The organism is Isoptericola sp. Y541 (genome assembly GCF_059445465.1).
This window is the reverse complement of sequence record NZ_JCAIUJ010000006.1, coordinates 152,253-176,615: the sequence shown is the minus strand read 5'-3', so window position 1 is coordinate 176,615 and position 24,363 is coordinate 152,253. Positions and strand designations below refer to the sequence as shown.

Genomic DNA, 24,363 nt, shown 5'->3' with positions numbered 1-24,363 from the left:
TCAGCCCGCTGTGAGAAGCCCCACGGCCAGGGTCACGACGCCCGCGGCGAGAAGGCCCGCGCCCGCGAGGAGCAGCACGACGGCGCGGTTCGGCGACGTGCGGCCCCTCCCCATGGCGGAGAAGAAGAAGCCGGCGGGCATCAGGATCGCGGCGACCAGGACGCCCGTGGCCGCGAGCCAGCGCCAGCCGCCCGACAGGTCGGTGGCCTCGGCGAGGACGACGCACAGCAGCCCGAGGATGACGAGCACCCCGGCGTGCGCGTGCCCGGCGCGGAAGAACGAGGCCTGGAACGCGGTCGCAGGGACCTTGCCCGTGACCACCTTGACCAGGAAGTACCCGCCGGACTCGATGGCGACGACTGTCAACAGGACGATGCCCGCGGTGACGCGGGCCGCTTCGGTGAGCTCAAGCACGGCGGCCTCCTTGGACGGCAATTTACGAACACTGTTATAGAACACCGTTCGCAAACTCTCGTCAAGCCGTCTAGGCTCGCGGCATGGCACGACCACGGCTGCACGACGACGCCCTGCGCACCCGCCTCCTGGAGGTCGCCTCCGAGGCGATCTCCACCGGCGGCGAGCCCACCACCACCGTGCGGTCCGTGGCCTCCGCGGCCGGCACGAGCCCGTCCGCGGTGTACGCGCTGTTCGGGTCCCGCGACGCCCTCCTGGCCGCGGTGAGCGCCGAGGGCTTCCGGCGCTTCGCCGGCCACCTCGCCGCCGTGCCCCGGACCGACGACCCGGTGGCCGACCTCCGCGCCCTGGGGTCGGCCTACCGCCACAGCGCGCTCGCCGCCCCCCACTTCTACCGGGTGATGTTCGACCGGGCGGTGCTGCCGGGCAGCGACGCCCCGCCCGCGGTGCAGCGGCCCACCTTCGGGGTGCTGCACGACGCCGTCGCGCGGGTGATCGGCGGGCATCCGGAACGCGCCGAACCCGTGGCCGTCGGGCTCTGGGGGCTGGTGCACGGCCTGGTCTCGCTCGAGCTCGCCGGGCTCCTCCCCGGGGACGCGCACGCCCGGGCCGTGCGCTACGACGCGGCCGTGGGATCCCTCGGCCCGGCGTTGCTGGCCGGCTGAGCGTCAGACCGCGGCGCGCCAGGCCTCGACGTCGACGAGGTGCCGCGCGACCTGCTCGGGCGACAGGAACGAACCCCGGAACGACGCGGCGGCGAGGTCGGCGCGCTGGTCGCGGGTCAGTCCGAAGGCGGCGGTCACGGCGTCGTCGACCTCGTCGACGTAGGCGCCGAAGTACGACGGGTCGTCCGAGTTCAGCGAGACGTCGAGGCCGGCGGCCAGCATGGCGGGCAGCGGGTGCGCGGCCAGCGACGGCACCGCCCCCAGCCGCACGTTCGACCACGGGCACACCGTCAGCGGCACCCGGTCGCGCACGAGCCGGGCCACCACCGCGTCGTCCTCCAGGGCGCGGATGCCGTGGTCGACCCGCTCGGCCCCGAGGACGTCGAGCACCTCGGTCACGTTCGCCGCCGGGCCCTCCTCGCCCGCGTGGGCGGTGCGGCGCAGCCCGTGGGCCGCCGCACGCTCGAACGCCGGCGCGAACGGCGACGCGGCGAAGCCCACCTCGCTCGACGCCAGCCCGACCGCGGCGAACGGGGCACCCGCCGCCAGCACGGCGTCCAGCACCGCGTCCGCCTCGGCGGGCGGGCGGTGCCGCAGGAACGCCAGGACCAGCAGGCTCGACACTCCGTGTGCCGCCTCGGCGTCGGCCGCGCCGCGGGTCACGCCGGCCGCCAGGTCCTCCAGCGGGACCCCGCGCGCCAGGTGCGTCTGCAGGTCGATCATGAGCTCCGCGTGCCGCACCCCGCCGGCCGCCGCGCGGCGCAGGTAGGCGCGAGTGAGGTCCGCGAAGTCCTCGGCGGTGCGCAGCACCTGCGAGGTCGCGTGGTACAGGTCGAGGAAGGACTGCAGGTCGGTGAAGGCGTACGCGGAGCGCAGCTGGTCCGGGTCGCGGTAGGGCAGGGCGATCCGGTTCCGCTCCGCCAGCGTGAAGGCCAGCTCCGGCTCCAGCGTGCCCTCCAGGTGCAGGTGCAGCTCGGCGCGCGGCAGGCGCGGCAGGTTCGTCGCAGGCGCAGTCATGCCACGCAGGGTACGTGCGGATCAGCGGGGGGCGGCGCCACGCACGACGGAGCGGACGGCACGAGGGGCCTCCCAGCGGTGGCGGACGGTCGTAGTCACCGTAGCCGCGCGCCGGGAGGCCCCTCGGGAGTTTCCACAGCCCCCACGTGGGTGCCGCGGGGTGGGTCGTCAGGCGTCAGGCCTCCACGACCACCGGCACGATCATGGGGCGGCGGCGCAGGCGCCGGTTGACCCACTGGCCGATGACGCGGCGCATCACCTGCTGGAGCTGGTAGGCGTCGGTAGCCCCCCCGGCGATGGCGGTCTCGAGTGCCGCGACGACGTCGGGCTGGACCTCCTCGAAGACCGCGTCGTCCTCGGCCATGCCGCGCGCGAGGATCTGCGGGCCGGCGAGCACCTTGCCGGTGGCCGTGTCGACGACCGCGAAGACCGAGACGAAGCCCTCCTCGGCGAGGGTGCGCCGGTCCTTGAGCTCGTTCTCCGTCACCTCTCCGACCGACGATCCGTCGACGAACACGTAGCCGCACGGCACCGCGCCCACGACGGACGCCTTGCCGTCGACGAGGTCGACGACGACGCCGTCCTCGGCGAGCACCACCCGGTCGGCCGGCACGCCGGTACGCACCGCGAGCGCCGCGTTCGCCACGAGGTGGCGCACCTCGCCGTGCACGGGCATGACGTTCTTGGGCTTGAGGATGTTGTAGCAGTACAGGAGCTCGCCCGCGCTGGCGTGCCCTGAGACGTGCACCTTGGCGTTGCCGGAGTGCACGACGCGCGCGCCGAGGCGCGTGAGCCCGTTGATGACGCGGAACACGGAGTTCTCGTTGCCCGGGATGAGCGACGACGCGAGGATCACGGTGTCGCCGTGGCCCACCTGGACCCGGTGGTCGCCGTTCGCCATCCGGCTCAGGGCGGCCATCGGCTCGCCCTGGGAACCGGTGGACATGTAGACGACGCGGTCGTCCGGCAGGCTCGCGGCCTGCTTGAGCTCGATGAGGACGCCCGGCGGGACGTCGAGGTAGCCGAGCTCGGCGGCGATGCCCATGTTGCGGACCATCGAGCGCCCCACGAGGGCGACCTTGCGGCCGTGGGCCTGCGCCGCGTTGAGCACCTGCTGCACGCGGTGCACGTGCGAGGAGAACGACGCGACGATGACGCGCTTCTCCGCCTGGGCGAAGACGCTGTCGAGCACCGGGCCGATCTCGACCTCGTTGGTGACGAAGCCCGGCACCTCGGCGTTCGTGGAGTCGACCATGAACAGGTCGACGCCCTTCTCCCCCAGCCGCGCGAACGCGCGCAGGTCGGTGACGCGGCCGTCCAGCGGCAGCTGGTCCATCTTGAAGTCGCCCGTGTGCAGCACGGTGCCGGCGCCGGTCGTGACGGCGACGGCGAGCGCATCGGGGATCGAGTGGTTGACCGCGACGAACTCGAGGTCGAACTTGCCGAGCCGCTCGGTCTGGCCCTCGGCCACGACGCGCAGCACCGGCTTGATGCGGTGCTCCTTGAGCTTGGCCTCGACGAAGGCGAGGGTGAGCCGCGAGCCGATCAGCGGGATGTCCCGGCGCAGCCGCAGCAGGTAGGGCACGGCGCCGATGTGGTCCTCGTGCCCGTGGGTGAGGACGATCGCCTCGATGTCGTCCAGGCGATCCTTGATGTACTCGAAGTCCGGGAGGATCAGGTCGACGCCGGGCTGGTGGTCCTCGGGGAAGAGCACGCCGCAGTCGATGATCAGCAGGCGCCCCTCGTACTCGAAGACGGCCATGTTGCGCCCCACCTCGCCCAGACCGCCGAGGGCGACGATGCGCAGCCCCTTCGACGGCAGTGCGGGGGGCAGGGGAAGTTCGGGGTGAGGGTGGCTCACGGGGCCTCCAGGCCGATCGGTATTACGGACGTGTGGTGGCGCCCACGCGGGCGCCGTCGAGATATCCGGCCGCCGCGAGCGCGTCGCGCACCAGCGCGACGTCGTCCTGAGAGGCGGCCACGTTGGGCAGGCGCAGCTCGCGGTTGTCGAGCACGCCGAGCGCCTCGAGCGCGGCCTTGACCATCACGGCCTGTGCGCCGGCGCCGTTCAGCGCGGCGATGACGGGCAGGGTCGTGGCGAAGACGTCGAGCGCAGCGGCGTGGTTGCCGGCGTCGAACCGACGCACGGCCTCGGCGAACCGGTCGCCGACGACGTGCGCGGAGACGGAGACGATGCCGGCCCCGCCGTGGGCGAGGAACGGCAGCAGGAGTCCGTCGTCGCCCGAGTACCAGGCGAGTCCCGTGGCGGCGCGCAGGCCGGCCACGGCGGCGACGTCGCCCGTCGCGTCCTTCGTCGCGACGACCTGGGGGTGGCGCGCGATGCGCTCGTAGGTCGCCGGCGCGATGCGCACGCAGGTGCGGCCGGGCACGTCGTAGAGCATGACGGGGAGCTCGGTCGCGTCCGCGACGGTCGCGAAGTGCTGGTAGAGACCCTCCTGGGAGGGACGGGAGTAGTAGGGCGACACGACGAGCAGCCCGTGGGCGCCCGCCTCGGCGGCCTGCTCGGCCATGCGCACGGCGTGCACCGTGTCGTTCGAGCCCGCGCCCGCGAGCACGTACGCGCGGTCACCGACGGCGCCGACCACGGCGCGGACGAGGTCCGCCTTCTCCGGGGTGTGCGTGGCCGGGGACTCGCCGGTCGTGCCCGAGAGCACGAGGCCGTCGTTGCCGTCGTCGACCAGCCGCTTCGCCAGGCGTACCGCCGCAGCGAGGTCCAGGTCACCCGACGGAGTCATCGGCGTGACCATCGCGGTGAGCACGGCGCCGAACGGGCGCGCGATGCTGGGGACGAGCGTCATGGGTCAACCGTACCGGCCACGCCCGCCGCGGGTGGACGCGTCCACCCCTCGCCTCGGGCATCGCGTCAGGCATCGCGTCGGGCATCGCGTCGTCACCCGAGCAGCGGCTCCACACGGCGGGCGACGGCGGCCAGGTCGGCGCCGGCGTCGACCCGGACCGCTCCTGTCGACCGCGTCACCTCGCGCAGCCCCGCCGCGTAGGCGGCCAGGGTCTCGTCGTCCAGGCCACGGCGGTGCGCGGCCCGGCCCGCCGCGTCATCCTGTGCGACCCGGCCGGCGACCGTCGCCGGCGGGGCCTCGAGGACGGCGTGCACGAAACGCGCCCTTGCCTCCGCCGCGGCGCGCTCGAAGCGAGCCACCTGGTCGGCGCGCGCGACGAGCTGGGGGACGACGACGCCGCACCCGGCGCGCAGGTGGGACCGGGCCATGTCCAGGGCCAGGCGCCGCGCGGGCTCCGCCGCGTCGCGGGGGTCGCCGGAGATCAGGGTGCGCACGACATCGACGTCGAGGACGAGCGTGCCCGGTCGCGCGGCCGCGGCCGCCACGGCCGACTTCCCGACGCCCGGCAGCCCGTTCAGGAGCAGCAGCACCGGTGCGTCCGCGATTCGTCCGTCGTCCACGGCCCGATCGTACGGCGACCTTCGCTGCCGCACCCTGTCGCATGTCGAGCGGACGGCGGTCTGTGCATACTCGGGTGCATGAGCTCGCTCTCGCCCGCGCTCGTGGCCCACCTGCCCACCGGCATGCTCGCCGGCGGGCAGTGGGCCGCCGCTGCCGGCGGGCACACCTTCGAGGTCGTGGACCCGGCCAGCGGCGAGGTGCTGTTCGACGTCGCCGACGCCTCCCCCGAGGACGGACGCCGCGCCCTCGGCTCCGCCGCCGACGCGGCCGCCGCCTGGCGCGCCGTCGCGCCCCGCGAGCGGTCCGAGCTGCTGCGCGCCGTGTACGAGCGGATCGTCGCGCGCACCGACGCCTTTGCCTCCCTCATCACGGCCGAGTGCGGCAAGCCGCTCGCCGAGGCGCAGGCCGAGGTGACCTACGGCGCCGACTTCCTGCGTTGGTACGCCGAGCAGGCGGTGCGCGCCGACGGCCTGGCCCGCACCGCGCCCGCCGGCGCGAACCGCCAGCTGGTGCACCGGCGCCCCGTCGGGCCGGCGCTCCTGATCACCCCGTGGAACTTCCCGATCGCCATGGCCACCCGCAAGATCGGCCCGGCGCTCGCCGCCGGCTGCACCGTGGTGATCAAGCCGGCGCACCAGACACCGCTGACCACCATGCTCGTCGCCGAGGTGATCCGCTCCGAGCTCGCCGACCGCGGCCTGCCCCGCGGGGTGGTGAACGTGGTCCCGACGGCCCACTCGAAGGACCTGGTCGCGCCGCTCCTCGCCGACGACCGGCTGCGCAAGCTGTCGTTCACGGGCTCCACGGCGGTGGGCCGCACGCTGCTGCGGCAGTCCGCCGACCTCGTGCTGCGCACGTCGATGGAGCTCGGCGGCAACGCCCCGTTCGTCGTCTTCGCCGACGCGGACCTCGACGCGGCGGTCGAGGGCGCGACCGTCGCCAAGCTGCGCAACGCGGGCCAGTCGTGCGTGGCGGCCAACCGGTTCCTCGTGCACGACTCGGTGGCCCGGGAGTTCGCGCGCCGCCTCAGCGACCGCTTCGCCGCGCTGCGGGTGGGTCCGGGCGACCAGGACGGCGTCGACGTCGGCCCGCTCATCGACGCGGAGGCCGTCGAGAAGGTCGCCGAGATCGTGGGGGACGCCGCCGACCGGGGCGCCCAGGTGCTCACCGGCGGCGACCGACCCGACGGCCCCGGGAGCTTCTACGAGCCCACCGTGCTCGCCGGCGTCGACGCGGACGCGCGCGCGGTCCGCGAGGAGATCTTCGGCCCGGTGGCGCCCGTCGTGGCGTTCGCCGACGACGACGAGGCGCTCGCCCTTGCGAACGACACCGAGTACGGGCTCGCCGCCTACGCCTACACGACGTCGCTGGACCGGGCGATGCGCGCCGCCGCGGAGATCGACGCCGGGATGATCGGGATCAACCGCGGGATGGTGTCGGACGCCAGCGCCCCCTTCGGCGGGGTCAAGCAGTCCGGGCTCGGCCGGGAGGGCGGGGAGGCGGGGCTCGAGGAGTACCTCGAGACCGTCTACGTGGCCCTCTGACCGCGCCCGGGGCCGGACGACCCGCTTCCCGAGCCCCGGCGGGGCGTGGTTACCTACCGACGTGACACGTGGAGAGGGGCGGGACCCCGCGGTGCGTTCCGCCGTCCGCCAGGGGGCGAGCGTCGCGGTGGCCACCGGACTGTACGGAATCTCCTTCGGCGCGCTGTCCGTGGTGGCGGGCGTCGGCGTGCCGCAGACGATGGCGCTGAGCCTGCTGCTGTTCTCCGGCGGCTCGCAGTTCGCCCTCATCGGCGTGGTGGCCGCGGGCGGGTCGCCCGTGGCGGCGATCGCGACCTCGACCCTGCTGGGCGTGCGCAACACCCTGTACGGCGCGGTCGTCGCCCCCCTGCTCGACGTCCGCGGGTGGCGGCGCCTGGCCGCCGCCCAGCTCACGATCGACGAGTCCACCGCCGTGGCGGTCGGCCAGCGCGAGCCCGCGGCGACGCGGGCCGGGTTCTGGGCCACGGGCGTCGGCGTCTTCGTGCTCTGGAACGCGTTCACCCTGCTCGGCGCCCTGGCCGGCGACGCGCTCGGCGACCCGAAGGCCTGGGGCCTGGACGCCGCGGCCGGGGCGGCCTTCCTCGCGCTCGTCTGGCCGCGCCTCGCCGCCCGCCGCGCCCAGATCGTCGCCGCGCTGGCCGTCCTCGTGTCCGCCGCGCTGATCCCCTTCGTCCCGGCCGGCGTACCCGTGCTCGCGGCCGCCGCCGCGGCGATCGCCGTCGGGCTGATCGCGACGCCGCGGGCCGCCGCTCCCGAGGCCGGCACCGACATCGCGCCCGGAACTGAGGGGGACGAGGCCCGATGACCACCACCGTGCTGTGGGTGACGGTGCTCGTCGCCTCCTCGGCCAGCTTCGCCCTCAAGCTCGCGGGGCATCTGATCCCCGAGCACTGGCTGGCCACCGAGCGCGTGCAACGCACGTCGACGCTCGTCACCGTGGCGCTACTCGTCTCCCTCGTCGTCGTGCAGACGTTCGCCGACGGGCAGGCGCTCGTCGTCGACGCCCGGGTGCCGGCGCTCGGCGTCGCCGCCGTCGCGCTGGCCCTGCGGGCCCCCTTCATCCTGGTCGTCGTGCTGGCCGCCGCGACCGCCGCGGGGCTCCGCGCACTCGGCTGGGGCTAGGAGACCACCGCTCCCGGCCGGCGGCTCGGCGTGATCCGGCGCGCGCTGATGCGCCACCCCGCCGGCGAGCGGACGAGGGAGTCGTCGTACGAGACCGCCCCGACCATGCCGGACGCCGTGACGCCGAGGCCCTTCGACACGGCCGTCGCCGTGTCTTCGGTGTCGCCGGCCGCGACGACGACGTTGGTCACGAGGTGCGCCACGGGGTTGCCCTCCCCCAGCGCGTATGCCGCCTCGCGCACCGCTGCGATGCCCTCGAGGACGGGTCCGCCGAGAGCGGAGGTGTCGTAGCGGACGGCCGGAACGAACAGCCGGCCGAGATCCTCGTCGCCGAGGCTGCCGGAGTCGACGAGATGGCCGTGCAGGGCGAGAAGCTCATGGATGGCGACGCGGTCCTGGGTCGTCAGTGACATGCCCGGATCATCCCACCTCACCGACCCCCTAGGGTGACCGGATGGCTCTCTTCCGCGAGACGGCTGACGTCTCGGTCCGCCCGGCCGTCCCCGGCGACGAGGACGCGGTCACGCGTGTGCAGGTGACCGCATGGCGCAGCACGCACGAGGCGGCGCTGGGCGACGGCGTCGTCGACAGCCTGGACACCGCCGCGATGCGGGACCGCTGGGCGCGGGCGATCACCGCTCCCCCGGGGCCCGGCTTCGCCGTCCTGGTGGCGCTCGCCGGACCCGACGTCGTGGGCTTCGCGGCGGTCGGCCCCGGCCAGCTCCTCGCCCTCGAGGTCGAGCCCGACCACCAGCGCGGCGGACACGGGTCGCGGCTGCTCGCGGCCGCGGTGGACCGGCTCCGCACCGACGGCGCCCCCGAGGTCGTCACGTGGGTTCTCGACGACGACAGCGCGCGCGAGCGGTTCTTCTCAGTGGCGGGGCTCGGGCCGGACGGCACGGAGCGTGCGCTCGCCACGGGCGTGCGGGACGTGGTGGAGCAGCGCTGGTCGGCCGCGATCTGATACCGAGGGCCACCGCGATCCTGGAGCAATTCCCTACCGGACGGTAGGTTTCTTGCTACGCTGCCCGGGTTGCACTGCCGCCGACCCTGGAGCGCACCCGTGACCTTCGACCGGATCCCGACCCCCGCCGTCCAGACCGAGAGCACCGGACTGCCGTTCGACGGCGAGCGCGTGCTCGGCGAGCTCACCCTCGCCGAGAAGGCCTCGCTGCTCTCCGGCCTCGACTTCTGGCACACCCAGCCGGTCGAGCGCGACGGGACGACGCTCGTGCCGTCCGTGATGGTCACCGACGGGCCGCACGGCCTGCGCAAGCAGGACGAGGCCGCGGACCACCTCGGCCTCGGCAACAGCGTGCCCGCCACCTGCTTCCCCACCGCCGCCGCGCTCGGGTCGAGCTGGGACGCCGACCTGCTGCGCCGCGTGGGCGAGGCGCTGGGCCGCGAGACGCGCGCCAACGACGTCGCGGTGCTGCTCGGCCCGGGCGTGAACATCAAGCGGTCGCCGCTGTGCGGGCGCAACTTCGAGTACTTCTCGGAGGACCCGGTGGTGGCCGGCGACCTCGCGGCCGCGCTGGTCGAGGGCATCCAGTCCCAGGGCGTCGGCACGTCGCTCAAGCACTTCGCGGCCAACAACCAGGAGGCCGACCGCATGCGGGTCTCGGCCGACGTCGACGAGCGGACGCTCCGCGAGATCTACCTGCCGGCCTTCGAGCGGGTCGTCACGCGCGCGCAGCCGTGGACCGTCATGTGCTCGTATAACAAGGTGAACGGCGTGTACGCCTCGCAGCACGACTGGCTGCTCACCACCGTGCTGCGCGACGAGTGGGGCTTCGAGGGCCTGGTCGTCTCCGACTGGGGTGCCGTCCGCGACCGCGTCGCCGGCGTCGCGGCCGGGCTCGACCTCGAGATGCCCGCGAGCGGCGGCCGCACGGACGCACAGGTCGTCGCCGCCGTCGAGGCGGGCGAGCTCGACGAGGCCCTCGTCGACGCCGCCGCCCGGCGCGTGCTGGAGCTCGTCGCCCGCTCCCTGCCGACGACGAGCGCCCCCGGGTCGTTCGACGTCGACGCGCACCACGCGCTGGCCCGCGAGGCCGCCGCGGCGGGCACGGTGCTGCTCAAGAACGACCCCGTCGGCAGCTCGACCGACGACCCGACCGACGCTGTGCCCCTGCTCCCCCTGACGAGCCCCGCGGACGTCGCCGTGATCGGCGAGCTGGCCCGCACGCCGCGCTACCAGGGTGCCGGCTCGTCGCAGGTGAACCCCACCCGCCTCGACGACGCCCTCACAGCGCTTCGCGACGCCGCGGGCACGGACGTGCCGTTCGCGCCCGGCTACACGCTGGCCGAGGGCCCCGCCGACGACCGCTCCCCCGCGGACCTCGTCGCCGAGGCCGCCGACGCGGCCCGCGGCGCCGGCACGGCGCTCGTCTTCCTCGGCCTGCCCGCGGCCTACGAGTCCGAGGGCTACGACCGCGAGCACCTGGACCTCCCCGCCGAGCAGGTCGCGCTCCTCGAGGCGGTCGCCGCGGCGAACCCCCGCGTCGTCGTCGTCCTGGCCGGCGGCTCCGCGATCTCCGTCACCGCCTGGCAGGACGCCGCCCCGGCGCTGCTCACCGGCTGGCTGGGCGGGCAGGCAGGCGGCTCCGCCGTCGTCGACGTGCTCACCGGGGCGGCCGCGCCGTCGGGCAAGCTCACCGAGACGATCCCGCTGCGGCTCGAGGACACCCCGGCGTTCGGCAACTTCCCGGGCGAGCTGGGGCACGTCCGCTACGGCGAGGGCCAGCTCGTGGGCTACCGCTGGTACGACGCCCGGCAGCTGCCGGTGGCGTTCCCGTTCGGCCACGGTCTGTCGTACACGACGTTCACCTACGACGACGCGACCGCCGAGGTCCGCGGGTCCGGCGCCGGCGCCTCGGTGCGCGTGCGGGTGCGGGTGCGGGTGACCAACTCCGGCCCGGTCTCGGGCGCAGAGGTGGTGCAGGTGTACGTGGCCGACCCGCAGGCGCAGGTGCAGCGGCCCGAGCGGGAGCTCAAGGCGTTCGCCAAGGTGCGCCTGGAGCCCGGTGCGTCGCAGGTCGTGACGCTCGACCTCGACGCGCGCGACCTGTCGTACTGGCACCCCGTGCTGCGCCGCTGGGTGCTCGAGGGCGGCGAGTTCGTGATCGGCGTCGGCGCGTCCTCGCGCGACCTGCGCGCCGAGGTGTCGGTCGACGTCGTCGGCGAGGACGTCACGGTTCCCCTGCACGAGCTGTCCACGCTGGGCGAGGCGCTGGCGCACCCCGTGGCAGGCCCCGTGGTGCGCGGGTACCTGGACGCCACGCCGATCGACCCCGGCATGCTCGCCATGGCCACCGACATGCCGCTCGCAGTGATCGCGGACTTCGGCCTGGCCGGCGTTGACCGGGAGTCCCTCGCGCAGCTCGTCGAGGCGGCGAACGCCGGTTGAGCCGTCCCTGCTGGTTGAGCGCTGGTCGAGCCTGTCGAAACCCGCTGGTCGAGCCTGTCGAAACCCGCTGGTCGAGCCTGTCGAAACCCGCTGGTCGAGCGTGTCGAAACCCGGGCTTCGACAAGCTCAACCCGCGGCGCCGACCAGGATCAGGTCGAGGTACGCCCCCAGGTCGGCCGCCATGTCGACGCGCGCGGCGCGCGGGCCGTCGAGCGAGTAGAGCCACTGCACCTGCAGGCCGTCCATGAGCGCGACGACCGTGCGGGCGGCCGTGGCCGGGTCGACACCCGGCCGCAGCCGCCCGGCCGCGTCGAGGCGCTCCAGCTCGGTGCGCAACCGCGCCACCGTGGTGGGGTACCGCTCGGCGAAGTAGTCGTGCGCCGGGTGCTCGGCGGTCGTCGCCTCCGCGGCGAGTCCGGCGAAGACCTCGACGACGGGTCGCCGCAGCGCGTTGCGCTCCACCAGCCGCACCAGCGCCTCGAACAGCGAGCGCCCCTGCACGAGGTCGGTGTCGACGTCGGCGAAGTCGATGGCGTCGCGGTGCTCGAGCACGGCTTCCAGCAGGTCCGCCTTCGTCGGGAAGTGGTGCAGGAGGCCCGGGTGCGAGATCCCGACGCGCGCCGCGACCTCCCGCAGCGAGGCGCCGTGATAGCCGACCTCGCCGAACAGCACGATGGCCGCCTGCAGGATCTCCTCGCGCTTGGCGCGCCCCTTGGCGTAGCCGCGCCGCGGCGCCGCGCCCTCCTCGATCGTCGTCTCGCTCACGCCCGCCATTGTGCCCGGTCCTCGCGCGCCCGACCCCGTACGGGGACGCGTCGCTGTACCCGGGCCGGCGGTTCGGCCACGGCCTGGACGTCTGATCGCGAAGACACGATGGCAGGATGAGGCAGTGCCTCAACGAACCGTCCGCGACGCCGCCGCGGGGATCGCCGTCCTCGCGGTCGCCAACTTCGTCGCCATCACCACCGAGGTGCTCCCCGTGGGGCTGCTGCCGCAGCTCGCGCGCGGCGTCGGCGTCACCGAGTCGACCGCCGGCCTGCTCGTCACCGTGTACGCGTTCGTGGTCGCGGCCTTCGCCGTCCCCCTGACGCTCGCCACGCGGTCCGTGGCCCGCAAGCCGCTGCTGCTCGTCACGCTCGCGACGTACGCCGCGAGCAACCTGCTGGTGGCCCTGGGGCCGTCCTACGCGGTGGTGGCCGGGGCACGGGTGCTCGGCGGGATCGGGCACGCGGTGTTCTTCTCCGTGTCGATCGCGTACGGGGCGCGGCTCGTCGGCCCCCTGTACACCGGCCGGGCGCTCACCCTGGTGACCGCCGGCGGCACCATCGGGTTCGTGCTGGGCGTGCCCCTCTCGACCTCGCTCGGCGCCGCCGTGGGCTGGCGCTGGTCGTTCGCGGTGCTCGCAGCCGTGTGCGCACTGACGGCGCTGCTGGTGGCCCGGCTGCTGCCCGCCGTCGCCGTCGAGCCGGCCGCGCCGCGGGACGGCCACGCCGCGCGCCGGGGCCGCAAACGACTCGGCGTCGTCGTCGGCGCCAACACCGTGCTCTTCGGCGGCCAGTACACCGTCTACACCTACATCTCGGTGCTCCTGCTGGCCGCGGGGCTGTCGGAGCCGGCCGTCGGGCCGACGCTCCTCGTGTTCGGCGCCCTCGGGCTGGTCGGGCTCTGGGGCGCGGCCCGCTACCTGGACCGCAGCCCGCGCGCGCTCACGATCGTCGCGATGGCGACGATCGCGGTGGCGCTCGTCGGGGTCGCGCTCGCGCTGCCCGGCGCCGTCGGCGTGCTCCTGGCGGCCGGCGTGTGGCTCGCCGCCTTCGGCGCGATCCCCGCCACGTTCCAGGCGGCGGCGCTGCGCACCCAGGGGGCAACCCCCGACGTGGCCGGCGCGTTCGTCAACGCGACGTCGAACTTCGGCATCGGGCTCGGCGCGGCCGTGGGCGCCGCCGTGGTCGCCGGCCCGGGCCCCCGGGCCCTCGCCCTGACCGGCGCGGCGATCGTCGCGGTCGCGCTGGTCGCGGTCCTCGTGGCCAGACGCTCGTTCCCCCGCGACACGGCATAGCGGGCCGCCGACCACGCACGGCGACGCACGACGTCGTTCGGACGTTCCACGACCGTCACGACGCCGTGACCTGCGCGAAGCACCCCTCTGCCACCGTGGTGGTATGGACCGCGCAGACCCGCCCGTGACGCCGATCGTGACCGACTACTTCGCGGCGGTCGTCACCGTCTCGCAGGACTGACCGCGGCGCTCGCCGCGACGGCGCCTGAACGCCTCGCCGGGGTCGCGCGCCGCTGGACGCGCGACCCGGGTGCCACCGGACAGCGCCCCGAGCGCCTCGTGCAGGCCCTCGTGCCGGCCCTCGTGGCGCTCGGCGACCTCGCCGGCCGCGCGAGGCAGGTGCGGCACGCCCGCTACTGCGGGACGGTGTGCGTCCCCGGCGCGCCGGGCCGGAACAGCGACGACGCCTTGCGCAGCGACTCCCGGGCACGACGGCGGTCGCCTGACGCGTCGTAGGCGAACGCCAGCTGGTACCAGGACTTCCAGTCCTCCGGGCGGGCCTCGGCCACCTCGCGACGCGCGGCGAACGCGGCGTCCGCCGCGGCGCGGTCGACGCGGCCCCCGGGCGAGCGCGGCAGGTCGTCCACCGGCAGCTCGCCGGCCGTGGCGAGCGCGTCGGCCATCTGCTGCACCCGCGTGGCGAGCCGGTACTCGCGGGCGATCAGCACGATGACGAGCAGCGGGATGACGAGCACCGCCGCGCCGATGCCGATGAGCACCGGCTCACCGGTGCGGATCATCGACACCCCGCGGCCGGCGATCTGCCAGACGTACAGCGCCAGCAGCGCGGTGACGGCGAGCGCCCCCACCAGCCCGCGGGGAATCCGCCGCCGCGCCGCGCCGCTCACGACAGGTCCAGCACGTTCTCGAGCCCCACCGTCAGGCCCGGCCGGGCGCCGACCTCGCGCACGGCGAGCAGCACGCCCGGCATGAACGACACGCGGTCGAACGAGTCCTGCCGGATCACCAGCTGCTCGCCCACGTTGCCGAACAGGACCTCCTCGTGCGCCACCAGCCCGCGCAGGCGCACCGCGTGCACCCGCACGCCGTCGACGTCCGCGCCGCGCGCCTCGACGCCCGACTCGGTGGCGTCCGGCATCGCACCCAGCCCGGCCTCCGACCGGGCCCGGGCGATCGCCGCGGCCGTGTGCCGCGCGGTGCCCGACGGGGCGTCGACCTTGTCCGGGTGGTGCAGCTCGATCACCTCGGCGGACTCGAAGTAGCGCGCCGCCTTCGCGGCGAACGTCATCGCCAGCACTGCGGAGAGGCCGAAGTTCGGCGCGATGAGCACGCCCAGCCCGGGCTGCTCGGACAGTCGGCGCTCGGAGTTCACGCGCTCCAGGTGCTCCGCGACGCGACCGCGCGAGGCGTCGTCCCAGCCCGTGGTGCCGACCACGGCGTGCACGCCCGCGTCGAGCACGGCGTGCACGTTGGCCTCGGTCGCCGCGGGGACCGTGAAGTCCACCACGACGCCGGCGCCGGCCAGCGTGGTCGCGTCGACAGCGTCGCCCGCGTCGAGGCGCGCGACGAGCTCGAGGCCGGGCGCTTCCTCGACGGCCCGGCACACGGTGACGCCCATGCGCCCCGCCGCGCCGAGCACCGCCACGGTGAGGGGCCGGCTGATGGTCTCGGTCATGGGGTGAGTGTCTCCGATCTCGTTCTTCGAACCGGCGTCAGTCGCCGAAGGGACCCACGCGCACGACGGACCGGGGGCGCGCGGCCAGGTCGGTTGCCAGGTCGCGCACGTCGTCCACCGTGACCGCGCGGACGCGCTCGAGCGACTCCTCCAGGCTCAGCAGCTCCCCGTAGACGAGCTCGGCCTTGCCGAGCCGGCTCATGCGCGACCCGGAGTCCTCCATACCGAGCACGAGGCCGCCGCAGAGCTGGCCGATGCTGCGGGTCAGCTCCGCGTCGGTCATACCGTCGCTTGCGAGCCGCTCCAGCTCGGCGACCATGAGCTCGGTCACCTCGTCGACGTTCGCGGGCGAGCACCCGGCGTACAGGCCGAACGTGCCGAGGCCGCCGTGGCCGGAGGCGAACGAGTAGGTGGCGTAGGCGAGCCCCCGGCGCTCGCGGATCTCCTGGAACATGCGCGAGGACATCCCGCCGCCCAGCACGGCGTTGAGCACCGAGAGGGTGAAGCGACGGTCGTCGGTGGCGGCGAGCCCCGTGGACCCGACGATGACGTTCGCCTGCTCGACCTGGCGGCGCACCGTCAGCTCGACGCCCTCGGTCGGGACGCCGGCGGTCTGCGCCCCGGGGGGCCGGCGCTCGCGGGGCGCGGCCGAGGCGGCCAGGTCCCAGCCGCCGTCGGTCAGCACCCGTGCGACCTGGCCCACCAACGCGTCGTGGTCAACCCCGCCCGCGGCGGACACCACGAGCGTCTCGGGCCGGTAGTGCCAGCGGTAGTGCTCCCACACGGCGTCCCGCGGCACGGCACGGATGGTATCCGGGGTGCCGCCGATGGGCCGCCCGAGCGGGTGGGTGCCGAGCACCGCGGCGGAGAACTCCTCGTGCACGACGTCGCCGGGGTCGTCGTCGTTCATCGCGAGCTCTTCGAGGATGACGCCGCGCTCGGTCTCGAGCTCGCCCTCGTCGAGGCGCGCCGACGTGACCATGTCCGCGATGACGTCCACCGCCATCGGCAGGTCGGCGTCGAGCACGCGCGCGTAGTAGCAGGTGTGCTCCTTGCCGGTCGCCGCGTTGGCCTCGCCGCCGACGGCGTCGAACGACTCCGCGATGTCCATCGCCGAGCGCCGTGGCGTGCCCTTGAACAGCAGGTGCTCGAGGAAGTGTGTGGAACCGAAGTGCCCGTCGGACTCGTCGCGCGAGCCGACGCCGACCCAGGCGCCCACCGTGGCCGAGCGCAGGCCCGGCATCTGCTCGGTGAGCACACGAACACCGCCGGGCAGGACCGTGCGACGGATGGTCGCACCGTCCTGCCCGGCGGTCAGGTCGGCACCGGGCTCGCCGGCAGGGACGAGCGGGAGGTGCCAGGTCATCGGAGCGTCAGGCCTCCACGTGGTCCGTGGCGGCCGTCTCGGCCGGGGCGTCGGCGGACTCGTCCGCCGTCTCGTCCTCGGTGACCGCGACGAGCGAGAGCTTCCCACGCGGGTCGATCTCGCCGATCTCCACCTGGACCTTCTGGCCCACGGACAGCACGTCGTCGACGTTCTCGACGCGCTTGCCGCCCACGAGCTTGCGGATCTGGCTGATGTGCAGCAGACCGTCCTTGCCCGGGGAGAGGGAGATGAACGCGCCGAACGACGTCGTCTTGACGACCGTGCCGACGAAGCGCTCGCCCACCTCGGGGATGTGTGGGTTGGCGATCGCGTTGATCGCCGCGCGGGCGGCCTCGGCCGAGGGGCCGTCGGTGGCGCCGATGTACACGGTGCCGTCGTCCTCGATGGAGATGTCCGCGCCCGTCTCCTCCTGGATCTGGTTGATCATCTTGCCCTTGGGCCCGATGACCTCGCCGATCTTGTCGACCGGCACCTTCACGGAGATGACGCGCGGGGCGTTGGGGCTCATCTCGTCCGGCACGTCGATCGCCTCGGCGAGGACGTCCAGGATCGTCAGGCGCGCGTCGCGGGCCTGGGTGAGCGCGCCCGCCAGGACCGACGCGGGGATGCCGTCGAGCTTGGTGTCGAGCTGGATGGCCGTGACGAACTCGCTGGTACCGGCGACCTTGAAGTCCATGTCGCCGAACGCGTCCTCGGCGCCCAGGATGTCCGTGAGCGCGGCGTAGCGGGTCTCACCGTCGACGGTGTCGGAGATGAGGCCCATCGCGATGCCCGCGACCGGGGCCTTCAGCGGGACACCGGCGTTGAGCAGCGACAGCGTCGAGGCGCAGACCGAGCCCATGGACGTCGAGCCGTTGGAGCTGAGGGCCTCGGACACCTGGCGGATCGCGTAGGGGAAGTCCTCGCGGCTCGGCAGCACGGGCATGAGCGCCCGCTCCGCCAGCGCCCCGTGGCCGATCTCGCGGCGCTTCGGCGAACCGACGCGACCCGTCTCGCCCGTGGAGAACGGCGGGAAGTTGTAGTTGTGCATGTAGCGCTTGCGCGTGACCGGCCCGAGCGAGTCGATCTGCTGCTCCATGCGCAGCATGTTCAGCGTGGTGACGCCCAGGATCTGGGTCTCGCCGCGCTCGAACAGGGCGGAGCCGTGCACGCGGGGGATCACCTCGACCTCGGCCGAGAGGGTGCGGATGTCCGCGAGCCCGCGGCCGTCGATGCGCACGCCGTCGGTGAGCACGCGCTGGCGGATGAGCTTCTTCTGCAGGGCGCGGTACGCACCCGACAGCTCCTTCTCGCGACCCTCGAAGCTGTCGGCGAGCGCGCTGAGCAGGCCCGTCTTGAGCTCGTCCAGGCGGTTCTCGCGGTCCTGCTTGTCCGCGATGGCGAGCGCGTCGCGCAGGGCCGGCGAGACCTCGGCCTCGACGGCGGCGAACGCGTCGTCCTGGTAGTCGAGGAAGACCGGGTACTCCTTGACCTCCTTGGCCGCCTGGGCGGCGAGCGAGGCCTGGGCCTCGCACAGGGCCTTGAGGAACGGCTTGGACGCCTCGATGCCCTGGGCGACGACCTCCTCGGTCGGCGCCGCGACGCCGTCCTCCTTGATGAGCTTCCAGGCGTTGTCCGAGGCCTCGGCCTCGATCATCGCGATGGCCACGTCGGAGCCGCCGTCGGCGCCGGTGACGATCCGGCCGGCCACGACCATGTTGAACACGGCGCGCTCGAGGTCCGAGTACTTCGGGAACGCGACCCACTGGCCGTCGATGAGGGCGACGCGGACGCCCGCGACCGGGCCGGAGAACGGCAGGCCGGAGATCTGCGTGGACGCCGACGCGGCGTTGATCGCCAGCACGTCGTAGGCGTCGTCGGGATGCATGGCCAGGACGTCGATGACGACCTGGACCTCGTTGCGCAGGCCCTTGACGAACAGGGGGCGCAGCGGGCGGTCGATGAGACGGCAGGCGAGGATCGCCTCCGTCGAGGGGCGGCCCTCACGGCGGAAGAACGAGCCGGGGATGCGGCCCGCGGCGTACATGCGCTCCTCGACGTCCACCGTCAGGGGGAAGAAGTCGAACTGCTCCTTGGGGTGCTTGCCGGCCGTCGTGGCCGACAGCAGCATCGTCTCGCCGTCCAGGTACGCGGCGACGGAGCCGGCGGCCTGGCGGGCGAGGCGGCCCGTCTCGAAACGGACGGTGCGGGTGCCGAAGCGGCCGTTGTCGATGACGGCCTCGGCGAACTGGATCTCGGGACCCTCCACGGGTGCCCTCCTTGATCTCGAGGGCGCCGCTGCGGCTCGGCGGTCTTCGATCGAGGCCCACGGAGCCGGCCCGGCCCGATGGGCCGAGCGGCTCGGGGGGCCACTACCGAGGACCGGACGAGGATCCGGCGGCGCGATGGTGGCGTGACGGGCGATCGCCCGTCACCGTCTAGTCAGTGTCTCGTCAGTCAGTGTCTCTCGACAGTGACATCACACCACAGCCCGGCCCCGCGAGGGACCGGGCTGATGCGGTGTCAGCGGCGCAGGCCGAGGCGCTGGATCAGCGCGCGGTAGCGCTCGATGTCGATCTTCTGCAGGTAGCCCTGCAGGCGGCGGCGCTGGCCCACGAGGAGCAGCAGACCACGACGCGAGTGGTGGTCGTGCTTGTGCTCCTTGAGGTGCTCGTTCAGGTCGTTGATGCGCTGGGTCAGCAGCGCAATCTGCACCTCCGGCGAACCGGTGTCGCCCTCGTGGGTCGCGTACTCGGTGATGATGGACTGCTTGGTGGCAGCGTCGAGCGGCATGGCTCTCCTTCGGTGTCGTTGCGCGGTGCTCCGGGACTCGTTCACCGGGGCGCTCTGGATCCGCGGCCGTTCATACGGCCCCACCATGCTATCAGCGCGCGACGTCGCCCCCACCCGCAGCGGGACGGGGACGACGTGCTGCTGGCCACGTCCTGTGCGCTCAGGCGTCGCCGTCCTGCCCGGCCGGGCGCCCGTCGGTCGTGCGGAAGGTGCCGTCGGGTAGCGGGAGCAGCCCGGCGAACCGCTGGAGGTCGGGCAGCGTGGTGATCATCCGCCCGTCGTCGAACCGGACGCCGCCCGCCGGGGTCCAGGCCTCCGGGAGCGCCCGCAGGAACGAGCTCTCGTCCTGGCGCAGGAGGTAGACGAACGTCTCCGCGAGGATGCGGCTGCCGACCTCGCCGAGGAAGTTGCCGTTGCCCTCGGCCTCGGCCTCCTTGAGCACGTAGTACCAGAGCGGTGTGCCACCGAGCTCGTCCAGCGCCTGGCCGACCTCCGGCGCGGCGTTCGCCGTCAGCTGGTCGCGCGTCAGGGGCTCGACGCCCAGCGACTCGGCGACCTTCTCGCCCGTGGGCAGGGACAGCCAGTACCCGCGCACGAGGTTGCGCCGGGAGAGGTTCTTGAGCATCGCGCTGACCTCGGCCGGGAGGCCCGGGTCGTTGCCCTCGTTGCGCAGGTCGGCCAGGCTCGCGGCGAGGAACGTGTCGATCTTGCGGGCCGCGCGGGCGCCGGCAGGGTCGCCCTTGCGCACGAACCGCGCCCACTCGATCGGCCAGTTGGACGGCAGGACATCACCCCGTGCCGGTGCCGGCGCGCCGAGCCCGCCCCCGCCCGTGAACTGGAAGAGCTGCACGAGCGTGGCGATGCCGCCGGTGCCTCCCCCGGTGAAGTTGACGTTGAAGTCGTACGCGCCGCGCACCATCGAGTGGCCGAACCGGAACGCGGCCGTCGCGAACTCCAGCGGCATCGCGATCGGGTGGGGTGTGGTGAACAGCAGCGTGTCCGAGAGCAGCACCTGGTCGAGCACGCCCGGCTTGGTCAGCGTGCGCAGGTAGTCGTTCACCACGAGCCACTGGTAGTGGTACCGCACCAGCTGCTGCGCCCGGTCGAACACCGCCCGGTCGTCGACCAGCCCGGGCTCGTTCTCGCGGACCCAGTCCACCACCGCGTTGTGGAAGCGGATCATGCCCACCTGGAACTGCCCGACGACGAGGTTCTCGTCGTTGCGGCCGTCGGGGACCTTCGGGTCCCCGGCCTTCGGGAGCTCCTCCGGCGCACCCACCAGCCCGTCGACCTCCTCCGCCGAGAACCGCGGCAGGTCGCGCTGCGCGTCGGCGCCCGGCTCGACCAGCGCGAAGCCGGGGATCGGCGCCGTCGCGACCCGGCCGAGCGCGAGCTTGATCGGGTCCGTCGCCGCGTACGAGGCCTCGCTGCGCGTCGTCCCCTGGTCCGGTTCCCCGGGGAGGATCGGGCCGCTGCCGTACACGCTGTCGAGGTCGAGCGCCGGGTGCCGCCCGTTGTGCAGGGACGTCACGACCAGGTCCGGCGGGACGACGCGGAACGGCTCGTCGACGATGTCGCCGAGGATCAGGTCGCCGTCGCCGTCGCCGGTGCTGTCGCGGCCGTTCGTGTTGAGCGTGATGTCGTGGTCGATGAACTGGCCCCAGTAGGTGTACACCGCGGGGACGGTCGAGTCGCGCGCCGGGTCCGGCCCGGCCGGCTCCACCATGGCGTCGCCGAGCTTGGACAGGGCCGCGAGGACCCGCGGCACGTCGGCCTCCCCGGACGGGAGGTGCGCGGACGGGTCGTCGCGCAGGTCGCCGAACAGGTAGTCGAACCGGGTCGTCGCGTCGAACGTCCCGGCGTACACGTCGTCGTAGACCGCCCTCGCGGTCCCGGGCAGCAGCGGTGCGGCCGACGCCCGGGGATCCACCCCGTCGGCGCCCGACGTCACGGGCACGACGGCGCTGCCGTGACCGACGCTGCGCACGGTCCGGCCGGCGGGGTCGGCGCTGAGGTTGCTCTGCTGAGCCTCCATGGCTCTGCCTCTCTCGGGAGAAGCGGGCACGCACGGTCCGGCGTGCGGGGCACGTCCCGGGCCGCCGGCAGGCGGCGGCCCGGGACCGCGCGTTGCGACGTCAGGCGTCCCGCCGTAACAGGGAGAGCGGGGGCCGTGCCGCGACGGGGCCGCGATCGATCCGCGGCCCGGCGGGCCGGTCACGCCGACCCGTCACCCCGAGGGAACGACCCGCGCGCCGCCTGTGACGACGCCGGGCGGTTTTCATCCTCCCGGCAGCTGCCCCACGAGGCTCATCGGCGACGCAGGATCTCGCGTGCCCGGTCGACGTCGGCGTGCATCTGCTCGACCAGCGGCTCGATGCCGTCGAAGCGGAGCGTGGGCCGCAGGCGTTGGAGCAGCTCCAGCACGACCGTCTCGCCGTACAGGTCGAGATCGTCGCGGTCGAGCACGTATGCCTCGACGCGGCGCTCCACGCCGCCGAACGTCGGGTTGGTCCCCACCGAGATCGCGGCGGGCAGGTCCGCGTCCCGGGCGCCGGGGCTCGCCGCGGCGAGCGTAGGACGCAGCAGCCGGCCGGCGTAGACGCCGTCGGCGGGCACCATGCCCTGAACGTCCCCGAGGTTGGCCGTGGGGAAGCCGAGCTCGCGCCCGCGGGCGTCGCCGTGCACGACGGTGCCGCGCACGCGGTGGGGACGACCGAGCACCTCGGTCGCCTGCGCAACGTCGCCCTCGGCCAGCAGCGCGCGGGCCGCGGACGACGACCACCGCACGCGCGCGCCGCCGTCGCCGGGGACGTGCTCGCCGACGTCGTCGACCGCGACGACCTCGAACCCGTGCGCGCCGCCCAGCTCCACCATGGTGGCGAGCGTGCCGGCGTTGCCCTTGCCGAACCGCACGTCGTGACCCACGACGACGGAGCGCGCGCCGAGGCCGTCCACGAGGTACCGGGTCACGAACTCCTCGGGCGTCTGGGCGGCCAGCTCGAGCGTGTACGGCACGACCAGGACGGCATCCAGGCCGGTGCGCTCCAGCAGGTCGAGCCGGTCGGGCAGGCCGGTGAGCAGCTCGGGCGCGGTCTCGGGGCGGTGCACGGCGGCGGGGTGCGGGTCGAACGTCACCGCGACGGCCAGGTGCCCGTCAGCCTGGGCGAGCCGCACGAGACGACCGAGCACCGCCTGGTGCCCGCGGTGCACACCGTCGAAGTTGCCGATCGTGACGACCGATGGTCCGAAGCCGTCCGGGACCTGCTCCAGGTCCGTGAACACCTGCACGCGTCGTGCTCCGTCTCGTCGATCGTCCGGGGTCGGCGCTCGTGGCGGGCGCCAGCGGTCAAGGATAGTCCGCCGACGGCACCGCCCGCGGCACAGGCCGCCCGCCCGGCCTTGAGGTGCCCGCTCGCCAGGTCAGCCGGCGGGGGCGAGCACGAGCACGGGCTTCGCCAGCGCCTCGCCACGCCGGCGGGTGTCCTCCAGCAACGCGACGAGCACACCGTCCGGGCCGATCGCGGCGACGGTGCCCTTCTCACCACTGGCGGCGACCCACTGCCCGTACCCCAGTGCCCGGGCCTCGTCGTCGGTGAGGTCGCGCACCGGGAACGTCGCGCGGGCGGCGTCGGCGGGCGGCAGGGTGGCGAGCACTCCGTCGGCGTCCGCCTGCGCCTCGAGCTCCTCGAGCGTGCGGGCGGCCGCGAGGTCGTACCCGTCGACGCGCGTGCGCCGCAGCGCCGTGAGGTGACCGCCCACCCCGAGCGCGGACCCGAGGTCGCGTGCGAGGGCCCGCACGTAGGTCCCGGACGACACGACGACGTGGACCTCGACGTCGAGCACGCCGAGACCCTCGGCGGTGACCCCTGGCCGCGTACCCACGACGTCGAACCGGCTTACCGTGACCGGCCGCGCGTCGAGGGTGACCTCCTCGCCCGCCCGGGCGCGCGCATAGGCGCGCTTGCCGCCCACCTTGATCGCGCTCACGGTGGTGGGCACCTGCATGATGTCGCCGGTCAGCGCGGCGACCTCGCGCGCCAGGTCCGCAGGGTCGATTCCCCCGTCCGCTCCCCCGCCGACGCCGGCGGTCGAGAGGACCTCGCCCTCGGCGTCGTCGGTCGTGGTGCTCACGCCGAGCCGGATCGTGGCCTCGTACGCCTTGTCGGCTCCCACCACGTAGGTGAGCAGCTTCGTGGCGCGGCCGACGCCGACGACGAGCACGCCCGTCGCCATGGGGTCGAGCGTGCCCGCGTGGCCCACCTTGCGGGTCCCCGCGAGCCGGCGGCAGCGACCCACCACGTCGTGGCTGGTCCAGCCGGCAGGCTTGTCGACGACCAGGAACCCGTCCGGCGCCGTCGGGCGCCGGACGGGCGGCTCCCTGGTGCCGCTCATCTCTCCGCCACGCTCAGTCGTCCTCGTTCTCTTCCTCGTCGGGCTTCTTGTACGGGTCGGCCTCGCCGGCGAACCCCTTGCCCTCGCGCAGCGCGGCCAGCTCGGCATCGCGACGGCGCGCCTCGAGGAGCGCCGCGTCGAGGTTCGCCGCCGACTCGGGCATCGAGTCGAGGTGGAACTCGATCGTGGGCGTGAGCCGGATGCCGGTCTGCTTGCCCACCTCGGAGCGGATGACGCCCTTGGCGCTCTCCAGCGCCGCGGCCGTGCCCGTGCGCTCTTCGTCGGTGCCGTACACCGTGTAGAAGACGGACGCGTTCTGCAGGTCACCGGTGACGCGCACGTCGGTCACGGTCACGAAGCCCAGGCGCGGGTCCTTGATCCGGGTGTCGAGCAGCTGCGCGACGATCTCCTTGATGCGGTCCGCCAGCTTGCGGGCACGCGGGTTCTCGGGCCTGTCGGCCTTCTGACCAGGCATTGGGGTGTCTCCCTTTCTCGACGCCGACGGC

General features: G+C 74.1%; 24 protein-coding genes. 7 read left to right on the top strand and 17 right to left on the bottom strand.

Annotated features, from left to right (window positions below):
* Window positions 1–414, bottom strand: a complete 414-nt coding sequence (locus tag AC1C2V_RS14455; protein ID WP_495390320.1) for a hypothetical protein — start codon at window positions 412–414, stop codon at window positions 1–3.
* 83 nt (window positions 415–497) lie between these two features.
* On the opposite strand from AC1C2V_RS14455, the gene AC1C2V_RS14450 reads away from it, so the two are divergent.
* Window positions 498–1,079 (top strand): TetR/AcrR family transcriptional regulator, encoded by a 582-nt coding sequence (locus AC1C2V_RS14450; protein WP_495390319.1) that lies wholly within the window; start codon window positions 498–500, stop codon window positions 1,077–1,079.
* Window positions 1,080–1,082: 3 nt separating this feature from the next.
* On the opposite strand, the gene add is transcribed toward AC1C2V_RS14450, so the two are convergent.
* The 4 genes from add to AC1C2V_RS14430 all read right to left on the bottom strand — a co-directional run bounded on the left by add (window position 1,083) and on the right by AC1C2V_RS14430 (window position 5,535).
* Window positions 1,083–2,096 (bottom strand): adenosine deaminase, encoded by a 1,014-nt coding sequence (gene add / locus AC1C2V_RS14445; protein ID WP_495390318.1) that lies wholly within the window; start codon window positions 2,094–2,096, stop codon window positions 1,083–1,085.
* Window positions 2,097–2,271: 175 nt separating this feature from the next.
* On the bottom strand, window positions 2,272–3,957 hold the full coding sequence (locus tag AC1C2V_RS14440; protein WP_495390317.1) for a ribonuclease J: 1,686 nt from the start codon (window positions 3,955–3,957) through the stop codon (window positions 2,272–2,274).
* A gap of 22 nt (window positions 3,958–3,979) precedes the next feature.
* Window positions 3,980–4,915: a 4-hydroxy-tetrahydrodipicolinate synthase gene (gene dapA, locus AC1C2V_RS14435; RefSeq protein ID WP_495390316.1), complete on the bottom strand. Its 936-nt coding sequence runs from the start codon at window positions 4,913–4,915 to the stop codon at window positions 3,980–3,982.
* Between the two features lie 92 nt (window positions 4,916–5,007).
* Complete coding sequence (locus AC1C2V_RS14430; RefSeq protein WP_495390315.1) at window positions 5,008–5,535, bottom strand: AAA family ATPase; 528 nt, start codon at window positions 5,533–5,535, stop codon at window positions 5,008–5,010.
* 78 nt (window positions 5,536–5,613) lie between these two features.
* On the opposite strand from AC1C2V_RS14430, the gene AC1C2V_RS14425 reads away from it, so the two are divergent.
* The 3 genes from AC1C2V_RS14425 (at window position 5,614) to AC1C2V_RS14415 (ending at window position 8,202) form a co-directional block, all read left to right on the top strand.
* Window positions 5,614–7,080 carry an NAD-dependent succinate-semialdehyde dehydrogenase gene (locus AC1C2V_RS14425; RefSeq protein WP_495390314.1) on the top strand — a complete coding sequence of 489 codons (1,467 nt, stop codon included), beginning with the start codon at window positions 5,614–5,616 and terminating at the stop codon, window positions 7,078–7,080.
* 61 nt (window positions 7,081–7,141) lie between these two features.
* A complete protein-coding gene (locus tag AC1C2V_RS14420; protein ID WP_495390313.1) occupies window positions 7,142–7,885 on the top strand; it encodes an AzlC family ABC transporter permease in 744 nt (247 codons plus the stop codon).
* Window positions 7,882–8,202: an AzlD domain-containing protein gene (locus tag AC1C2V_RS14415; RefSeq protein WP_495390312.1), complete on the top strand. Its 321-nt coding sequence runs from the start codon at window positions 7,882–7,884 to the stop codon at window positions 8,200–8,202. Before AC1C2V_RS14420 ends, AC1C2V_RS14415 begins: the two co-directional genes overlap by 4 nt.
* Here the strand turns inward: AC1C2V_RS14415 and AC1C2V_RS14410 are convergent.
* Entirely contained in the window at window positions 8,199–8,615 is a 417-nt protein-coding gene (locus AC1C2V_RS14410) for a nuclear transport factor 2 family protein (RefSeq protein WP_495390311.1), read from the bottom strand. The two genes, AC1C2V_RS14415 and AC1C2V_RS14410, sit on opposite strands and share 4 nt — an antisense overlap.
* A 41-nt stretch (window positions 8,616–8,656) precedes the next feature.
* Between AC1C2V_RS14410 and AC1C2V_RS14405 the strand changes: the two genes are divergently transcribed.
* Together AC1C2V_RS14405 and AC1C2V_RS14400 are read left to right on the top strand one after the other, a co-directional pair.
* Window positions 8,657–9,166, top strand: a complete 510-nt coding sequence (locus tag AC1C2V_RS14405; RefSeq protein WP_495390310.1) for a GNAT family N-acetyltransferase — start codon at window positions 8,657–8,659, stop codon at window positions 9,164–9,166.
* Window positions 9,167–9,265: 99 nt separating this feature from the next.
* A complete protein-coding gene (locus tag AC1C2V_RS14400; protein ID WP_495390309.1) occupies window positions 9,266–11,611 on the top strand; it encodes a glycoside hydrolase family 3 C-terminal domain-containing protein in 2,346 nt (781 codons plus the stop codon).
* Between the two features lie 126 nt (window positions 11,612–11,737).
* Here the strand turns inward: AC1C2V_RS14400 and AC1C2V_RS14395 are convergent, their stop codons facing one another.
* Window positions 11,738–12,385 carry a TetR/AcrR family transcriptional regulator gene (locus tag AC1C2V_RS14395; protein WP_495390308.1) on the bottom strand — a complete coding sequence of 216 codons (648 nt, stop codon included), beginning with the start codon at window positions 12,383–12,385 and terminating at the stop codon, window positions 11,738–11,740.
* Between the two features lie 115 nt (window positions 12,386–12,500).
* Here AC1C2V_RS14395 and AC1C2V_RS14390 point away from each other — a divergent pair, with 115 nt between their 5' ends.
* On the top strand, window positions 12,501–13,670 hold the full coding sequence (locus AC1C2V_RS14390) for an MFS transporter (RefSeq protein WP_495390307.1): 1,170 nt from the start codon (window positions 12,501–12,503) through the stop codon (window positions 13,668–13,670).
* 144 nt (window positions 13,671–13,814) lie between these two features.
* Here AC1C2V_RS14390 and AC1C2V_RS14385 read toward each other — a convergent pair whose 3' ends face one another.
* The 10 genes from AC1C2V_RS14385 to rbfA form a co-directional block, all read right to left on the bottom strand.
* A complete protein-coding gene (locus tag AC1C2V_RS14385; RefSeq protein WP_495390306.1) occupies window positions 13,815–14,018 on the bottom strand; it encodes a hypothetical protein in 204 nt (67 codons plus the stop codon).
* 5 nt (window positions 14,019–14,023) lie between these two features.
* Complete coding sequence (locus AC1C2V_RS14380) at window positions 14,024–14,518, bottom strand: hypothetical protein (RefSeq protein WP_495390305.1); 495 nt, start codon at window positions 14,516–14,518, stop codon at window positions 14,024–14,026.
* Window positions 14,515–15,306 (bottom strand): 4-hydroxy-tetrahydrodipicolinate reductase, encoded by a 792-nt coding sequence (gene dapB, locus AC1C2V_RS14375; RefSeq protein ID WP_495390304.1) that lies wholly within the window; start codon window positions 15,304–15,306, stop codon window positions 14,515–14,517. The genes AC1C2V_RS14380 and dapB overlap by 4 nt, the downstream gene beginning before the upstream one ends.
* Window positions 15,307–15,343: 37 nt before the next feature.
* Window positions 15,344–16,672, bottom strand: coding sequence for a M16 family metallopeptidase (locus AC1C2V_RS14370; RefSeq protein WP_495390303.1), 1,329 nt, complete (start codon window positions 16,670–16,672; stop codon window positions 15,344–15,346).
* Between the two features lie 7 nt (window positions 16,673–16,679).
* Window positions 16,680–18,941 (bottom strand): polyribonucleotide nucleotidyltransferase, encoded by a 2,262-nt coding sequence (locus AC1C2V_RS14365; RefSeq protein ID WP_495390302.1) that lies wholly within the window; start codon window positions 18,939–18,941, stop codon window positions 16,680–16,682.
* Window positions 18,942–19,195: 254 nt separating this feature from the next.
* Window positions 19,196–19,465, bottom strand: a complete 270-nt coding sequence (gene rpsO, locus AC1C2V_RS14360; RefSeq protein WP_495390301.1) for a 30S ribosomal protein S15 — start codon at window positions 19,463–19,465, stop codon at window positions 19,196–19,198.
* Window positions 19,466–19,625: 160 nt separating this feature from the next.
* The gene (locus AC1C2V_RS14355) at window positions 19,626–21,500 is read right to left on the bottom strand and encodes a peroxidase family protein (RefSeq protein WP_495390300.1); all 1,875 of its coding nucleotides are present in this window, start codon (window positions 21,498–21,500) and stop codon (window positions 19,626–19,628) included.
* 272 nt (window positions 21,501–21,772) lie between these two features.
* Entirely contained in the window at window positions 21,773–22,753 is a 981-nt protein-coding gene (locus AC1C2V_RS14350) for a bifunctional riboflavin kinase/FAD synthetase (RefSeq protein WP_495390299.1), read from the bottom strand.
* Window positions 22,754–22,885: 132 nt separating this feature from the next.
* Window positions 22,886–23,857: a tRNA pseudouridine(55) synthase TruB gene (truB, locus tag AC1C2V_RS14345; RefSeq protein WP_495390298.1), complete on the bottom strand. Its 972-nt coding sequence runs from the start codon at window positions 23,855–23,857 to the stop codon at window positions 22,886–22,888.
* 13 nt (window positions 23,858–23,870) lie between these two features.
* The gene (gene rbfA, locus AC1C2V_RS14340) at window positions 23,871–24,332 is read right to left on the bottom strand and encodes a 30S ribosome-binding factor RbfA (RefSeq protein ID WP_495390297.1); all 462 of its coding nucleotides are present in this window, start codon (window positions 24,330–24,332) and stop codon (window positions 23,871–23,873) included.
* Window positions 24,333–24,363: the final 31 nt, after the last annotated feature.